Origin of the sequence: Streptomyces sp. NPDC088733, from assembly GCF_044751185.1 — a bacterium.
Lineage (GTDB): Bacteria > Actinomycetota > Actinomycetes > Streptomycetales > Streptomycetaceae > Actinacidiphila.
On record NZ_JBIVLH010000006.1, the window covers coordinates 244,712 to 259,827 of the forward strand.

At 73.4% G+C, this 15,116-nt stretch carries 19 protein-coding genes and 2 tRNA genes; 15 read left to right on the forward strand and 6 right to left on the reverse strand.

Annotation, left to right across the window (positions count from 1 at the left end):
* Positions 1-44: 44 nt before the first annotated feature.
* Complete coding sequence (locus ACIP64_RS13690; protein ID WP_401585254.1) at positions 45-701, reverse strand: TetR family transcriptional regulator; 657 nt, start codon at positions 699-701, stop codon at positions 45-47.
* A gap of 163 nt (positions 702-864) precedes the next feature.
* Between ACIP64_RS13690 and ACIP64_RS13695 the strand changes: the two genes are divergently transcribed.
* Positions 865-1,020: a hypothetical protein gene (locus tag ACIP64_RS13695; RefSeq protein ID WP_401585256.1), complete on the forward strand. Its 156-nt coding sequence runs from the start codon at positions 865-867 to the stop codon at positions 1,018-1,020.
* Positions 1,021-1,049: 29 nt separating this feature from the next.
* Positions 1,050-1,334, forward strand: a complete 285-nt coding sequence (locus ACIP64_RS13700) for a DUF4190 domain-containing protein (protein WP_401585259.1) — start codon at positions 1,050-1,052, stop codon at positions 1,332-1,334.
* Positions 1,335-1,921: 587 nt separating this feature from the next.
* Here ACIP64_RS13700 and ACIP64_RS13705 read toward each other — a convergent pair.
* Complete coding sequence (locus ACIP64_RS13705) at positions 1,922-3,268, reverse strand: helix-turn-helix domain-containing protein (RefSeq protein ID WP_401585262.1); 1,347 nt, start codon at positions 3,266-3,268, stop codon at positions 1,922-1,924.
* A gap of 219 nt (positions 3,269-3,487) precedes the next feature.
* Between ACIP64_RS13705 and ACIP64_RS13710 the strand changes: the two genes are divergently transcribed.
* The 4 genes from ACIP64_RS13710 (at position 3,488) to ACIP64_RS13725 (ending at position 6,368) form a co-directional block, all read left to right on the forward strand.
* Positions 3,488-4,102, forward strand: coding sequence for a hypothetical protein (locus ACIP64_RS13710; protein ID WP_401585265.1), 615 nt, complete (start codon positions 3,488-3,490; stop codon positions 4,100-4,102).
* A 300-nt stretch (positions 4,103-4,402) separates the two neighbouring features.
* The gene (locus ACIP64_RS13715; RefSeq protein WP_401585268.1) at positions 4,403-5,788 is read left to right on the forward strand and encodes an FtsK/SpoIIIE domain-containing protein; all 1,386 of its coding nucleotides are present in this window, start codon (positions 4,403-4,405) and stop codon (positions 5,786-5,788) included.
* Between the two features lie 72 nt (positions 5,789-5,860).
* Positions 5,861-6,214, forward strand: coding sequence for a VOC family protein (locus ACIP64_RS13720; RefSeq protein WP_401585270.1), 354 nt, complete (start codon positions 5,861-5,863; stop codon positions 6,212-6,214).
* An 80-nt stretch (positions 6,215-6,294) separates the two neighbouring features.
* A tRNA-Met gene (locus ACIP64_RS13725) sits at positions 6,295-6,368 on the forward strand.
* A gap of 73 nt (positions 6,369-6,441) precedes the next feature.
* Here ACIP64_RS13725 and ACIP64_RS13730 read toward each other — a convergent pair.
* On the reverse strand, positions 6,442-6,711 hold the full coding sequence (locus tag ACIP64_RS13730; RefSeq protein WP_401585273.1) for a DUF6343 family protein: 270 nt from the start codon (positions 6,709-6,711) through the stop codon (positions 6,442-6,444).
* Between the two features lie 146 nt (positions 6,712-6,857).
* On the opposite strand from ACIP64_RS13730, the gene ACIP64_RS13735 reads away from it, so the two are divergent.
* The 6 genes from ACIP64_RS13735 (at position 6,858) to ACIP64_RS13760 (ending at position 10,995) form a co-directional block, all read left to right on the forward strand.
* A complete protein-coding gene (locus ACIP64_RS13735) occupies positions 6,858-7,949 on the forward strand; it encodes an MFS transporter (RefSeq protein WP_401585276.1) in 1,092 nt (363 codons plus the stop codon).
* A 43-nt stretch (positions 7,950-7,992) separates the two neighbouring features.
* Positions 7,993-8,514, forward strand: a complete 522-nt coding sequence (locus tag ACIP64_RS13740) for a SigE family RNA polymerase sigma factor (RefSeq protein WP_401585279.1) — start codon at positions 7,993-7,995, stop codon at positions 8,512-8,514.
* 50 nt (positions 8,515-8,564) lie between these two features.
* Complete coding sequence (locus ACIP64_RS13745) at positions 8,565-9,368, forward strand: hypothetical protein (protein WP_401585282.1); 804 nt, start codon at positions 8,565-8,567, stop codon at positions 9,366-9,368.
* Positions 9,369-9,609: 241 nt separating this feature from the next.
* Positions 9,610-10,086, forward strand: a complete 477-nt coding sequence (locus ACIP64_RS13750) for an SRPBCC family protein (protein ID WP_401585284.1) — start codon at positions 9,610-9,612, stop codon at positions 10,084-10,086.
* Positions 10,083-10,430 carry an ArsR/SmtB family transcription factor gene (locus ACIP64_RS13755; RefSeq protein ID WP_401585287.1) on the forward strand — a complete coding sequence of 116 codons (348 nt, stop codon included), beginning with the start codon at positions 10,083-10,085 and terminating at the stop codon, positions 10,428-10,430. Before ACIP64_RS13750 ends, ACIP64_RS13755 begins: the two co-directional genes overlap by 4 nt.
* A 10-nt stretch (positions 10,431-10,440) precedes the next feature.
* Positions 10,441-10,995 carry a hypothetical protein gene (locus tag ACIP64_RS13760; RefSeq protein WP_401585290.1) on the forward strand — a complete coding sequence of 185 codons (555 nt, stop codon included), beginning with the start codon at positions 10,441-10,443 and terminating at the stop codon, positions 10,993-10,995.
* A 3-nt stretch (positions 10,996-10,998) separates the two neighbouring features.
* Here the strand turns inward: ACIP64_RS13760 and ACIP64_RS13765 are convergent, their stop codons facing one another.
* Both ACIP64_RS13765 and ACIP64_RS13770 read right to left on the reverse strand, forming a co-directional pair.
* Positions 10,999-11,247: a hypothetical protein gene (locus ACIP64_RS13765; RefSeq protein ID WP_401585293.1), complete on the reverse strand. Its 249-nt coding sequence runs from the start codon at positions 11,245-11,247 to the stop codon at positions 10,999-11,001.
* 17 nt (positions 11,248-11,264) lie between these two features.
* A complete protein-coding gene (locus tag ACIP64_RS13770) occupies positions 11,265-12,404 on the reverse strand; it encodes an anion permease (protein ID WP_401585295.1) in 1,140 nt (379 codons plus the stop codon).
* A gap of 190 nt (positions 12,405-12,594) precedes the next feature.
* Here ACIP64_RS13770 and ACIP64_RS13775 point away from each other — a divergent pair, with 190 nt between their 5' ends.
* Together ACIP64_RS13775 and ACIP64_RS13780 are read left to right on the forward strand one after the other, a co-directional pair.
* The gene (locus ACIP64_RS13775; RefSeq protein ID WP_401585298.1) at positions 12,595-13,734 is read left to right on the forward strand and encodes a hypothetical protein; all 1,140 of its coding nucleotides are present in this window, start codon (positions 12,595-12,597) and stop codon (positions 13,732-13,734) included.
* Positions 13,735-13,964: 230 nt separating this feature from the next.
* Positions 13,965-14,582: a DUF4291 domain-containing protein gene (locus ACIP64_RS13780; RefSeq protein WP_401585301.1), complete on the forward strand. Its 618-nt coding sequence runs from the start codon at positions 13,965-13,967 to the stop codon at positions 14,580-14,582.
* A 1-nt stretch (position 14,583) separates the two neighbouring features.
* On the opposite strand, the gene ACIP64_RS13785 is transcribed toward ACIP64_RS13780, so the two are convergent.
* Positions 14,584-14,961 (reverse strand): MmcQ/YjbR family DNA-binding protein, encoded by a 378-nt coding sequence (locus ACIP64_RS13785; RefSeq protein WP_401585304.1) that lies wholly within the window; start codon positions 14,959-14,961, stop codon positions 14,584-14,586.
* 81 nt (positions 14,962-15,042) lie between these two features.
* On the opposite strand from ACIP64_RS13785, the gene ACIP64_RS13790 reads away from it, so the two are divergent.
* A tRNA-Trp gene (locus ACIP64_RS13790) sits at positions 15,043-15,114 on the forward strand.
* Positions 15,115-15,116: the final 2 nt, after the last annotated feature.

Here is a 15,116-nt window from a genome sequence, read left to right on the forward strand (position 1 = left end):
TCTCCGCAAGTGCGAATCGCCATTCCGGATCGTGGCACGCTCCCTCAGCCCCGGGGCGCGCTGCCGTCCTCCTGGGCGGCGAGCCAGTGCCGGCGGCCCAGATGGATGAGGAACAGCTCCTTGCGGGCGGTGCGTTCGATGCGTTCCGCGGCCGCGGGGTCGTCCGCCGGCGCCTCCATGAAGGCGATCGCGGTCATCAGCATGCGGTCGACGTAGAGTTCGGCCAGCATGCGCACGTCCTCGGTGCGCCAGCCCGCCGAAATCGGCTGCGCCGCAAGGGCGGTGGCCACCTCCTCGGCGAACTGCGCCATCTCGGCCGCTATGGCCTCACGGACCGCGGTGACGCCGCCGTGGCGCTCGCGCGCGATGAACCGGAAGTGCGGCCGGTGCTCGTGCACATGCCGTGCCATCAGGCGCACGGAGCGGGCGATGACCTCCCCGGCGTCGTCCTGCTCGGCCAGGATCGCCTGGATCATCGCGTGCAGGCTGCTCAGCGACTCGCCGACCAGCGCCACCCCGAGGTCGCTCATGTCCCGGAAGTGGCGGTAGAACCCCGCGGGTGCGACGCCCACTTCGCGCGTGACGGCGCGCAGTCCCAGGCTGCTCAGGCTCTGGTTCTCCAGCAGGCGCAGGCCCGCGTCGAGAAGGGCCTGCCGGGTCTGCTGCTTCTGGGCCTCGCGGACCCCGAGGGTGTGACTCATGTCATCCAGTAAACAGCTGTTCGCTGAGTTTGGCGACACTAGACTACGGATTCAGTGAACAACTGTTATTCCAACTGTTCACTCAAGCGCCACCTCGCCCCGCTCCGCCCGTCCGCGGCACGTACCGCCGCGGCATCGCAGTCATCGAGAAAGGCAGCGCCTCGTGACGTTCCTCGTCGCCCTGGTCGCCTTGGGGATCCTCCTGGGCACCGTCTCCTGCACCTCGTTCCCCGTGTTCCTCACCGCCGCCGGCGCGATCGCCGCCTGGCTGCTCGTCTTCTCGGTCCGCGAACGCCTCTCCCACCACCGCCACCGCTGACTCCACGTCTCCCAGGGGGGATTCGACCCATGGACTCCTACGCACCCACTCGCCGCGACGTACGCCCCAAGGACGGCTCGGACGGCGCCGACGGCATGGCCGTCGCCTCGTTCGTCCTCGGACTGGTCGGCCTGCTCGCCTTCAACATCGTGCTCGGCCCCTTCGCCCTGGTGCTCGGCGGCGTCGCCCTGGTGCGCGGCACCAAGCGTCCCGTGCGGGCCATCATCGGGCTCGTCCTCGGCGCGGCCGACCTGATGGTGCTGGTCGTACTGCTCACCATGAACAAGGGGCTGCTGCTGCCGTTCGGCTCCTGACACCCCGTCGGCCCGCGCCCGCGATCCCGCGGGCGACGGCCGGCAGCACGCCGGCGTCGCCGGACGCCGGCACGGCGCCGTTCCCCGCGCCGGTCCGTGCGGCGCCTCGGTCGTTCCGTCGTCGACGCGGAACTCGCGCACCGCGCGGAAGCCCACCGCCGCCCCGGGGTCGAAGCGGGCGGCCCCGCCCAGGTGGAACGTCTCGGCGGGGGCGCGGTCGGCCCATCGCCCCCGTCAGGTACCACGTCGCCAACTCCGAGATCTCCGAGCCGAGTTCCTACCCGGCGGCCGCCCGCCCGACGGACATCCCGATCGGGGACCGCGGCACTCCGAGGAACCGGGCAGGGCGGCGCCGGCGTGGGCCGTGAGCAGCCTTTCGTGATCGCGTACGCCGCGTGCTTCGGGACGGCGGTCACCCTGCTCGGGCACGCCGGGATCGACTCCTGATCTCCCTCGCCCCGGCCGGCGGCGGCCCGTTCCCGCTGGGAGTCGCGTTGCGGATCGCCCTGCCCCGGGTTGTGAAGCCGCAGGCCCGCAAGCCGGCAGGCCCGCAGGCCCGCAGGCCCGCAAGCCGGCAGCCCCCAGCCTCAGCCGCGGGTCCAGCCCGTCTCCGGCCAGTAGCCGTACTGGGGGCGGCCCTTGACGCCGCTGGTGCGGAAGGGCCGGCCCCCGTCGTCGATACGGACCGTGCCCGTGCGCCCGCCCGAGGTCCAGTCGGCCTCCAGGTACCAGTCGCAGTCGCAGCCCTGCGTCCGGGCGTCCACCCGCAGCACCAGCGGATCCCGGCCGGAGACCTGGTACGGCAGACGGACCGCGGGGACGGTCCGCTCGCCGTCGAAGCCGTCCTGGGGACGGGCGAGGGGGCGCGCGATGTCGAGGTCGACGGCGTACACGGCCGGGGTGAGGGCACCTCCGCAGCCGTTGTCCATCGCGTACGAGGACCAGCGCAGCGGGACGCGCCGCTCCACCACCCGCACGTGCAGCGCCTGCACCACCACCGGCGCCGCGCCCCTGCCGCGCAGCGTGGTCTCGACGATGGTGGTGCCCCCGTGCACGGCGTCGAGGGCGGTCGCCCAGGCCCGGGCATCCTGTGCGACGGGCGGCGGCGGGACGTCGGCGGGGGGACGGTCGATCAGATAGCGGTGGTCGCAGCCGTTCTCCCACACGTGCGACCGCACACTCCACGTCAGCGGCCCGGCCGGTACGTCCGGGCCGGCAGGCGTGGAGCCCCTGGGCGTTCCCGACGGTGAGGGCCGGCGGGACGGCCCGCCCGACGACGGAGCGACCGAAGGAGCGGAACGGGTCCCGGTCGCCGAGGGCGTCGGCGACGGGCGGCCGCTGGGCACCCCTTCCGTCACGGGGGCCGAGGCGCGGGCACTGCCGCTGCCGCCGGTCGCGGAAGGCGCCGTGCGGGCCGCAAGGGGACGGCCGTCTCCCGCGGCGTCGGTCATCGCCAGCGCGGCGCCGGTGAGCACGAGCGCGGCCGCGGACACCACGACCGCCGGGCGGGACAGCCGGCGGCGCCACGAACCGCGCCACGAACCGCGGCGCGGAGGCTCCCCGGAGACGGGCACCGGGCCCTCCACCGCGGCCTCCTCGGGCCCATCGGGTACATCGGGCTCATCAGGCGCTTCCTGCGGCATGTCCGCGGGCTCCGCACCGCCGCCCCGGTTGCCGGTCCGCCGCGCCGCGTCCGCCATCACCCACCGGCGGTGCAGCTCGACCAGTTCCTCCGGCCCCGCCCCGCACAGCCGCGCCAGGCGCTCCACGACCGCGTAGTCCGCCGGAACGGCGTCGCCGTGGCAATAGCGGTGCAGGGTCGACGTGCTGACGTGCAGTCGGCCCGCCAGCTGCCCGTAGCTCAGCCCCGAGGCTTCCTTGAGGGCGCGCAGACGTTCCGCGAACTGCCCGCTGCCCGCCGCCGTACCGGCCATCCCCGTGCCCCCGCCGTCGTCCCGCGTTCCCGGCACCCGTTCCAGGGCGCTCCCCTCTCCCCAGGCCAGGGTACGCGGAACCGTTCCGGCGTCCCGGATGACGCGGCATCCGTTGCCGGGCCGCGACCGTCCCGCGCAGCCTGGTGCACATCGCCGCCGTCGCTCCGGCGCCGGCGGCACCACGACCGAGAACCACACCACAGACAACGGGGACGCATCGTGTACCAGCACTCACTGACCCGCCGCGCCGTCGTGGCGGCCGTCGCCGCCACCGCACTGCTCGGCCTCGGGGCGGCCGAGGCGGAGGCCGCCGCGCCGGCGCCGAAATTCCTGGCGCCCAAGGAACTGCCGCCGCACCCCTCTTCCCCCTGGTACGGGGGCCGGGTCACCCAGGGCCTGCCCGACTACCCGGTCTTCTGCCTGGAGCGCGTCCTGCCGTCCCGCGGCGCCGCGTACCGGGAGTTCGGCACCGAGTTCGACACCGGTGCCGTCCAGCTCACCTTCACGGCGAAGAACACCGCGGCCGCCCGCGACCTGGCCACCCGGCTCCGTACGTCCGTCCGCGGCTGCGCCGCCCGCTTCGAGCGCCAGAACCCGCAGGGCGAGGCCGACTGGAAGGACTACGGCCCGCTCGGCGTGGCGAACGGTGCGCACGTCTACGGCGTGCACACCGCGCCCCCCGAGTCCGAGCACGGTGTCGCGCTCTACGGCATCGGGCGCGACGGCCGGACCGTGACCGTCGTGAAGTGGAGCCAGATGGGCACGCTCAAGCAGGCCCCCGTCAAGGCCTTCAAGAAGACCACCACGAGGGCCGTCGCCAAGCTCTACGGCTGACCCGGCCGGCCGAGCGGCACGACGGCACGCGGAACGCGGCGGCGGGGCACCGGGGGGAGCCCCGCCGCCGTCGCGTCCGCGCACCGGCGCCCGACGGCCCGTCAGCGGCCATCCGCAGTAGCGGCGTCACCGATCCGGGCTGCGTACGGCGCCCTTCTGCGCCGGTTCCCGGGACGGGGGTCCGGGAACTGCGACCATCCGTTCAACCGCCGTACCCGGCACGGGATCCCTCCCGGTCCGCGCCGCGGCGGCCATCGCACGGGTCCGGGCCGCCGCGTCGAATGGCAGGGGCTGATCACCATGAGGGTCGTCGTGCTCCTGGGCCTGGTGCTCACACTGGCCGGCGGCCTGGACTACGTTCGGCGCCGGTACCCGGTGGCCTTCTGGCTGCTGGTCGGCCTGCCGCTGACCTGGGGCCGGTTCCTGGCCACGTACGGTTCCACGATGGTCGCCTGCGGGCTGGCCCTGCCCCCGTCCCGGCTGCGGGCGTTCGCGGTGTGGGCCGCCGGCCGCGGGCAGGCCCGGCCGGTGCCGCCGAGGATCCGCCGGGTCAGCGGCTCCCTCATCGGACTGCGGGTCCGGCTGCGGCTCCCGCCGGGGCTGGAACCGGCCGACGTGGCCGCCGCCGCCGGCCGGCTGCGGCACGCCTGGGGTGTGCACGCCCTCAGCGTGGTCCCGGTCAGGCCCGGGGTGGTGGAACTGCGCATGACCGGCTACGACGTGCTGCGCGAGGTGCGCATGCCGCGCCGTCTCCCGTCCGGCCCGATGGTGGTCCCGGTCGCGCTGCGCGAGGACGGGACGACCTTCGTGCGCGACTACCGGCAGATCCCGCACACGCTGACCCTGGGCGCCAACCAGTCGGGCAAGACGGTGTATCAGCGCAACCTGATCATGAATCTGGCCAAGCTGCCGGTGGCGCTGGTCGGCATCGACTGCAAGCGCGGCGTGGAGCAGGCCCCCTACGCGGCCCGCCTGTCGGCCCTGGCCACCGACCGCGAGCAGGCGTCGAAGCTGCTGGAGGCCCTGGTGGTGGAGATGGAGGATCGTTTCGACCTGCTCAAGGACCAGCAGGGGGCGGCGCTCACGGAGCCCGAGGAGGAGGTCGCGTCTGACATCTGGGGGCTTCCCGCCTACGTCCGGCCCTTCCCGGTCGTCGTCCTGGTCGACGACATCGCCGAGCTGTTCCCGAACGCCACGACGGTCGACGAGGAGACCCGGGACCGCATGGTCGCCAACCTCATCCGGCTGGCGCAGCGGGCCCGTCCGGTCGGCATCTACCTGGAGATCTGCGGGCAGCGGTTCGGGCCCGAGCTCGGCAAGGGCGCGGGGCTGCTCCGTGCCCAGCTCACCGGCCGGGTGGTGCACCGGGTGAGCCGGCAGACCGCCGAGATCGGCCTGGCCGACTTCGCGCCCGAGGCCATGGCGGCCGCGACATCGATCGCCCGGGACCGGGCCGGCGTGGCGGTGGCCGGGGACGCCTCCGGCGGCTGGTCCCACATCCGCACCCCGCTGGTGTCGATCGCCGAGACCGCCGCCGTCTGCCGCGCCTACGCCCATCTGGTGCCCGACCTGCCGGCCCTGGACCCCTTCCGGCCGTACGCCCCGGATGCCGATGGGGACCCGGGGTACCCGGAGGGGCCGGACGACCCGCCGACGCTGCCCAGGCCCCGGCCGGGACCGGAGTAGCGGCCGCGCTCCGGGCGTGGCGACCGGGCATCCGAACCGCCGCCGTACACCAGTTCCGGCAGGATGGGCGGCATGGAACATGTACTGGGAATCGGCGGATACTTCCTGCGGGCCGACGACCCGGAGGCACTGAGCGCGTGGTACCGCGACTGCCTGGGTCTGGACACCGACCAGCACGGCCTGTGGCGCCAGGAGGCCGGGGCGACGGTGTTCGCTGCCTTCGAGTCCGGGACCGACTACTTCGGGTCGCGCACGCAGCAGACCATGCTCAACTTCCGGGTCCGCGACCTGGACGCGATGCTCGCGCAGTTGCGCGCCAAGGGGGCCGACGTGGCCCAGGAGACCCAGTCCATGGACGGCATCGGCCGGTTCGGCTGGGTCACCGATCCCGAGGGCAACCGCATCGAGCTGTGGCAGCCGGCCTGAGCCCGCACGGGCCCCTCGGCGCGGCCGCGGGAAATGGATTTGGTCCTGGGGCCGACACCCCGTAGGGTGGTGTTCACCGACGCGGGGTGGAGCAGCTCGGTAGCTCGCTGGGCTCATAACCCAGAGGTCGCAGGTTCAAATCCTGTCCCCGCTACTGAAACGGAAGGCCCGGTGCGCAAGTACCGGGCCTTCCGCGTTTTCGCGCTTCACCACGGGTGCGCGCGGCGTCACCTCCTGCTCACGGGGTGGTACGGCGGTACGTCACGCCCCGGCTGGTAGTGCGGGCCCTGCCGGATGTGGCGGACGACCACCACCAGGTCGGTCGCGGCGGCCAGCGCCAGCACACCGAAGAAGATCGCCCAGCCCATCTGCCCGAGGATCGAGAAGATCACCGTCCCGGCGATCGCCCAGACCAGTCCGAAGACGGCCAGCCCCAGTCTCATCCGCAGCGCGCTGCGGGCTTGCAGGGGCTCGCTTCCGGTACGTCCCAGATGCATGGAAACCACTCCTCACCGGAGACGTACCCGCGTACGCTCGTGTCATGACATGGCGACATTGATCGACAGGGAAGTCCCCGGAGTCCTTCCTCGCGCGCAGGCTGTACGCCTACGCCCTGTTCGAGGACCTCATCCCGCTCTACCCGGTGTACGCGGTGCTCTTCGCCGACTCCGGGCTCTCCGAGGCCGGGATCTCCTCGCTCTTCGCCCTCTGGTCCTTCACGGCGTTCGCGCTGGAAGTGCCGTCCGGGGTGTGGGCGGACCGCTTCTCGCGTCGCACCCTGCTCTTCGTCGCGCCGCTGCTGACCGGAGCCGGCTTCGCCCTGTGGACATTCCTGCCCGGCTACACCTCGTTCGCGGCCGGATTCGTGCTGTGGGGCGCCGGTAGCGCGTTGCGTTCGGGGGCGTTGCAGGCACTGGTCCACGAGGGGCTGAGCGGGGTCGGCGCGGCCGGTGCGTACGCGCGGCTCATCGGCCGCTCACAGGCGATCGGCACCACGGCCGCGCTGGCGGCGACGGCCGCGGCCGGACCGCTGCTGGCGGCGGGCGGGTACCTCGCGGTGGGGGTGACCAGCATCGCCGTGACGGTGCTCACCGCGCTCGCCGCTCTCCGGCTGCCCGAGCGGCGCCGGGAGGCGTCGCACGACGAGGCGGCCTACGGCGCCCTGCTGCGCGACGCGCTCACCGAGGCCCGGCAGGAGCCCGGGGTCGCACGGATGCTCGCCGTGGTGTCGCTGCTGGCGGGCGCGGCCGCGCTGGACGAGTACGTACCGCTGCTGGCGCGGGCCACCGGCGTGGACGCGCCCCTGGTGCCGCTGCTCGTACTGCTGGTCACCGCGGGGGCCACCGCGGGCGGCTGGCTCGCCGGACGCGGCATGCGCTGGGCCCCGGCGGCCCCGGCGGCGGCCGGGCTGTGCCTGGCCGTGGGCGCGGGGACGTCGGGCGTCCATCCGGTGGGCCTGGTCGCCGTGGCGATGGCGTTCGGGGCCTTCGACTGGGCGGCTGCCGCCGCCGACGCCCGCCTCCAGGAGCTGCTCGGCGACCGCACCCGGGCCACCGTGACCTCCCTGGCCGGACTGGGCTCGGAGGCCGCCGCCCTGCTGCTGTTCGGCCTCTGGGCGCTCGGCTCGCGCTGGGCGGGGCCGGGGCCGCTGTTCGCCGTGGCCGGACTGCCGTTCCTGGCCGGGGCCCTGCTGCTGTGGCGGTGCAACATTTCCAATGGTCCACCGCGTCAGTGAAGTGAAGGCGCGCCGGAAGACGATCACGACCACGGGACGGTACATGCACGACGAACGCACGGAGGACTACCTGGAGTTCGCCGCCACCCGCGCGGCGCACCTCTTCCGTTCGGCCTGCCTGCTCACCGGCGGCGACACGCACCTGGCCGAGGACCTCGTCCAGGAGACCCTCGGCAAGATGTACCTCACCTGGCGGCGCATCGCCCGCATCGGCAATCCCGCCGCCTACGCCCAGACCGTGCTCGTCCGTACGTTCCTCACCCATCAGCGGCGGCGCAGCAACCGCGAGTCGCCCATAGGCGATGTGCCCGACATCCCCGCGGGCACCTCGCCGGACGGCGACACGACGCTGCTGCGGCTGACCCTCCTCGACGCCCTGGCCCGGCTGTCCCCCAAGGACCGCGCGGTGCTGGTGCTGCGCTACTGGGAGGACCGGAGCATCGAGGAGACCGCGGAAGCCCTGCGGCTCACCTCCGGCACCGTGCGCACGCGCTCGTTCCGCGCGCTCGCGCGGTTGCGCGAACTGCTCGGCGACAGTCTCGCGGACCTCGCGTCCGCCCGCTGATCCCCCACCGGTTCACGACTTCCCGCTCTCCCACGGACGGTGACATCCCCATGCCCTTCGAAGACGACCTCGGTGCCGCACTGCGCAGCACCGGCGACAGCTTCAGCACCGACAACCGCTCCCTCGTCGCCGGGGGCCTCGCGCGCGGCCGGACCCTCCGGCGCCGCCGCGCCGCCGTGAGCGGTGCCGTCGTCGCGGTGGCGGCGGTGGGCGTCGCCGTCGCGCTGGTCGTGCCGGGCGGCGACTCCCGGCAGGCCGTCCCGGCGACGCGGACACCGGCGAAGGCATCGGCCACGGCGGAAGTGCCGACGCCGGCGCCGACCGCCAGTCCCCGGGCCCCGGAGGTCTCCGACCAGGAGATGGTGGACCTGCTCAAGGCCCTGCTGCCGCCGGGGAGCGTGACGGGCGAACGGGCAAGGGGCACCCATGCCTTCGAGGGGGGCGATCCCGCCCCGTACGCGGAGGTCGTCTTCGACGACGGCAAGGGCGCCTCCACCGTCTCCGTCGACCTGAGCTGGGTCATGGGCAACCAGCAGCAGGACAACGAGTGCCCGGACACGTCCTTTATGAAGAAGGGCACCAAGTGCACCCGCACCGAACTGGGGGACGGGCTGGTGCTGACGGTCCTGCAGGGCTGGGAGTACCCGGACGAGCGCGAGGGGCCGAAGAACTGGCGTGCCGTCCTGACCACGCCCAGGGGCGGGCAGATCGGGGCGAGCGAATGGAACGCGGCCGCGGAGAAGGGCTCCCCGCAGACCCGGCCCGATCCGCCGCTGACCCCGGCGCAGTTGGGCGCACTCGTGCGCTCGCCCCGTTGGGACAAGGTCTTCGACGCCTTCCCTCCACCGTCCTGAAGGCCGCGCCGGGGCGGTGCGGTCCCAACTGGCTGCCTGTGGTGCCGCGTTGCGGGGGGCCTGCCCACCGCGGCCGCCCACGACGTCGGGCACGGCGCGCACCGCGGGCCCACTTGGGCCTGCCGCCCCCGCGGTGGCCGGACTCTCGGGGCAACCATGTGCAACCCCGAGGTTGCGTATCGGGTCGATGTCGTGCAACCATGGAGTTGCACGTAAGGTTGTCGTCGATGGAGGTACGGCCATGAGCACGCAGACCCAGGACCGGATCGAACGCGAGATCAGCATCGGAGCGCCCGTCGAGCGGGTGTGGGAGGTGCTGACCCGTCCGGAGCACATCGGCCGCTGGTTCGGCCAGGACGCGGGCGGCAGTGGCGAGCCTCGGTCCATGGACCTGCGCCCGGGCGGCATCATGCGCCTGGACCACGGCGGGGACATCTATCCGACGCGGATCGTGAGCGTCGAGCCGCCGCGCTACTTCGCCTACCGCTGGGCCAGCGCCTTCCCGGGCGTGGAGGCGGCGGAGGACAACTCCACGCTCGTCGAGTTCACCCTCACCCCCGAGAGCGAGGGGACGCTGCTGCGGGTGGTCGAGAGCGGCTTCGCGACCCTCGACATCCCCGAGGACCGCGTCGCGCAGGCCGGGTACGAGAGTCACTCGGAGGGGTGGACGCAGGTCCTGGCCGGATTCGCCGCGTACACGGAGAAGCTGCCCGTATGACGGAACGTCAGGCGGGCGGCGAGGAGGACGTCTTCGCCGCGCTGGCCGATCCGATGCGACGGCGCATCCTGGACGCCATTGCCGGGCACGGTGACACGACCGCCACCGTGCTCGCCGCCGAACTCCCCGTCACACGCCAGGCGATCGTTAAGCACCTGGCCGTCCTGGACCAGGCGGGGCTGGTCGCCGGACGCCGCGCGGGGCGCGAAATGCGGTACGCCGTGCGGCCGGAGCGGCTGATCGCGGCGGCGCGGTGGATGGACCGCGTCGCCGCCCAGTGGGACGCGCGGCTCGGCGCCATCAAACGCCTGGCCGAGGAACCCGGCGCCGGACCCCCGGTGTAGCCTGTGCGCCGTGAACGGGGAGAGACCGCCTGACGTGTTCTCCGGCCGCATCGGCGACGGCCGGATCAACTGGCGAGTGGGCTCGCTGCTCGTCGTGGTGAACGTGACGCTGCTCGCGCTGGGCGTGGGCTCCACCTTCTGGTTCTTCGGCCAGGACATCGGCATCGCGGGGCTGTCCGTGGCGCTGCCCGCGATGAGCCTGTGCACCTTCCTGGTGCTGTTCACTGACTCGCGCGATGTCCGCACGGCCGTGATGTCCGCCTTCACCGTGCTCTACTTCGGCTTTGTCGCGGCCTCGTTCAACAGCGAGGTCGCGCGGGCGATGGCGGACAAGACGGGCTTCCTGGACGACGTCTACGACAGCTTCAACACCTTCATGATCGTGATGGTGGGCTTCTACTTCGGCGGCAAGGCCGCGGAGAAGGTCGTGGAGAAGAAGGTCGCCGCCGCCCTCCCGCTGCCCGGACAGCCTCCCGCGCCGGGCAAGGGCGACCCCGGCACCGGCACCGGTACCGTCACCCCGCTCCAGGCGCCCCCGGCGGCGTTGGACGGCACGCGGCTCTGAGCGTCACCCCGGGATGATCAGGTCGATGCCGTAGGCCGCGACCGCCAGGCACGCGGCGAAGCACAGCGCCGCCGCGCCGAGGGCGACCTTGCGGTGGACGTCACGCGTTCCTTCCGGCGGGGGCGTTCCCCCCGATCCGTCGCCGGCGCGGCCCCAGGCGGCGATGCCGAGCGAGAACATCACGACCACCAGGATCGTGATGCCCAGGCCGGCCCCGAACACCGAGGCGAGATTGCCCCACTTGATGTCCACGCGTCGCTCCTCGCCGCTCAGACGGCCGACCGCTGCGCGGCCTCCGGCACCCTCGGGCGCTCCTCGTTCACGTTGTCGGGGGTGACCGGCCGCCGGCGGGACAGGACGTAGAAGCCGGTGGCGGCGGCCAGCGCGGTGCCCGCGACGAGCGCGACCCCCACGTTCCCGTGGCCGGCGACCCAGGCGGCGACACCGCCCACGGCGGCCGCCGCGGGCAGCGTCAGCACCCAGGAGACGGCGATGCGCCCGGCCACGCCCCAGCGCACCTCGGCGAGTCTTCGGCCCAGTCCCGCGCCCAGGATGCTGCCCGTGCAGACCTGGGTGGTCGACAGCGCGAAACCCATGTGCGACGACGCGAGGATGACGGACGTCGCGCTGGTCTCGGCCGCGAAACCCTGCGGGGCCTGGATGTCGGTCAGCCCCTTGCCCATCGTCCTGATGATGCGCCAGCCGCCCACGTACGTCCCCAGCGCGATCGCCAGCCCCGCGCTCAGCACCACCCACCACGGCGGTCCCGCGCCGTGCGCGAGCACCCCGGCGGAGATCAGCGTCAGGGTGATGACGCCCATCGTCTTCTGGGCGTCGTTGGTGCCGTGGGCCAGCGCTACGAGCGAGGCCGAGCCGATCTGGCCCGCGCGGAAGCCGCGGCCGACCTCGCGGTTCGACGTCCGCCGCGTGATCACGTAGGCGAGGTAGGTGGCCAGCAGGGACACCGCGCCGGCCACGACCGGTGAGGCCACGGCCGGGATGACGATCTTCTCCAGGACCTCGCCGACGCGGACGGCGGAGCCCCCGGCGCCGACCCAGACCGCCCCGATCAGCCCGCCGAACAGGGCGTGCGAGGAACTGGACGGCAGCCCCACGAGCCATGTGAGCAGATTCCACAGGATCGCCCCCACGAGCCCCGCGAAGATCATCACCGATGACACCTTGCTGTCGTCGACGATGCCGTTGGAGATGGTCTTCGCGACCTCCGTGGACAGGAAGGCGCCGAGCAGGTTCAGCGCCCCGGCGATGGAGACGGCGACCCGGGGGGTGAGCGCGCCCGTGGCGATCGAGGTCGCCATGGAGTTGGCGGTGTCGTGGAATCCGTTGGTGAAGTCGAATGCGAGAGCCGTGACGATGACCACCACGAGCAGGAACGTGACAGAGCCCACTGGGGACCTCCCGCCCGGCTGCCGCGCGGCGGCCCGGGCCCTTCGTGCAGATGTCGCGTCGGGATTCCACGCTAAGCCGCGGGCCCTCGGGGCGCACCGCCCGCGCGGCCATACGGGGACCGCGCCCACGTCCCGGTGCCCGGGTGCGGGGCCGGGTGGGATGTCAGTGGCTGCTCCTACGCTTCCGGTCATGAGCAGATGGATGGGGAACACCCAGGTCCTGGCAGAACAGGCGGCTCACTTCGAGGTCCTCGCCGGGCGCGGCGATCTGCCGGAGCTGTCGCGCGCCGTCATGCGGGCGGCCTGCAACAACGGCTCCATGACCGGTGTCGGCTCCCGGAACATGGAGCTCCTGCGGGCGCTGGCCGACAGGGACCGGCTGGAACTCGGCGGCATGTGGGCCCGTTGGTACGGCCACGTGGAAGAGGACTGGTCGGCCGAGGAGTTCAGGCGGGATCGGGAGTACCTCCGCGCGGAGCTGCTCACGGTCGCCTCCGGAGTCGTCCGCGACCTCGACGGTGGCCTGCTGGCCGCTGAACGTCAGCGAGAACTCGGCCGGTTGAGGGACCAGTGGCTCGTCTGGTCGGGCCACCGGATCTGGGAACTGGCCGAGGCGGAACTCGCGGCCGGGCGTACTCCCGACACCGCCGTCCTGGCCGCCTTCCGGCGTACCGGCGCGGCGGCGAACGTGCCCGCTCTCCGGCGCGCCGGTGCGGCGGCCAACGGCTCGGAACCCGGACTGCGGAACCTGCTGAACCACTTCCCCGGCCCGGCGCTCAATCCGGGTGAACCGTGGGCCGACGCGGCCCTCAGCGAAGCCGCCGCCGGAGGAGAGCCGTGGCAGCGGCTGCTGGAGCACGCGGCCCCCGCGACGGCGGGCGCGCCGTCGGTGAAGTGGCGGCGGGCCGGATCGGCCCTGCTGGACGCCGTGGGCCCGGAGGAGGCGCGACGGGCGATGCACCGGTGGTTGGAACTGGCTCACCGGGACCGGACCGTCCCGCTGCTCGGCCATCCGCACCTCCCGTTCGACGTGAACACGTCTTTCGACCCCCACAACTCGCACGTGCTGCGTGGACTGGCCTGGATGCTCTCCTTCCTGCCCCCGCGGCCGGACACCGCCCGCGCGCTCGCCGGCCTCGTCGAGACCTCCTTGGACCACCGGTCGGGCAACGCGCCCCGAGCGCTCCACGTGGCCGAGGCGGGCGTCGTGGCGCTGGGCCTGCTCGGGGACAGTGCGGCGCGGCGCGAGTTGGAGACGCTGAGCGAATGGGTCACGCACGAGGGCGCGTCCCGCCGATTGGGCAAGGCGCTCGCGACGTCCAGCGGGTAGGCCACGGCGAGGAGGGCGCGCATCGCCACGACGCGCGGGCCCGGGCGTGCGCCGCGGCGTGACGTCGACCGGCCGGCGTCGATGGCCACGCAGTCGTCCCGGCCGAGCACCAGCGGTGCCGACGCGCCGCCGCGACCGAACGGGTGGCTGCCACCGAGCCTGGGCGGAGCGGCGGTTCCGCGAAAAACCGATGGCGGCCGCCGGAGCCGCGAGGGCACCATGCCCGCATCATGGACACCACCCCGACCACCCCGGCCCCGCACCGCCGGATCAGAGCCGCCCACACCGAGGACACCGTGACGGTGTATCAGGCGTACCGTCCCGAGATCGGCGACTATGCCGCACGGCACGGCCGCTTCCCCGAGAGCTGGAGCCGGTCGCGCATGACGTGGATCAAGCCGTCGTTCCTGTGGATGATGTACCGCAGCGGATGGGGCGGCAAGGACGGCCAGGAACGCGTCCTTGCACTCGACATCAGCCGCGAGGGCTTCGAGTCCGCGCTCCGGGGTGCCTGCCTGTCCCACTACGACCGCAGGGCCTACTCCGACCGCCAGGCCTGGGCCGAGCGGCTGCGCGCCACCTCGGTCCGCGTCCAGTGGGACCCCGAACGCGACCTCGCGCTGCGCCCGCTGCCGTACCGGTCCCTGCAACTCGGCCTCACCGGGCGGGCGACGAGGGACTACGCCGACCACTGGCTCCGCGCGGTCCGGGACGTCACCGGCCTCGCGCACGCTGTCCGCGACCTGGTCCGCTCGGGCGACACGGCGGGCGCGACCGCCCTGCTGCCGGACGAGCCGGCGTACCCGCTCGACGCGGCGACCGCCGCGGTGATCGGCGCGACACCGTAGGTCAGCGCGCGTCCAGCTCCGCGATGAGCCGCTTCGGCGCGATGACGCGGTAGCTCTCCTCCACCCACTCGCAGAGCACGTCCGCTGCGGGTGCGCCCCCGGCGAGCGGGACGGAGACCCAGCCCGCCCTGCCGAGGCCGTAGCCGCTGGGCTCGGCGCCGGGCCCGGACAGCGCGTGCTCGTGGACCTCGGGGTCCTTGAGCTTCACACCGATCCGGGGCGGATGGCTGCCGTCACCGACGCCGAGGAAGACGAAGACCTTCTTGGCGGCCTTCACCACGCTCTCGCCCCAGGGGAACTCCTCCCCGGCCCCCGGCAGGGCGAGGGCGGACGCGCGCACCTCCTCCCGAACGGCGAGCGGATCGCGGGCGGCGGTCACGGGGCCTCCTCCGGGCGGTCGGGCGGCGTCAGCCCGATCGTAGGCCCGGGGGCGCGGTGCCGTTAGGATCACCGGCAATGCCCGGACGTAGCGCAGAGGCAGGCGCACCTTCTCCAAAAAGGAATCACGCCGGTTCGATTCCGGCCGTCCGGGCA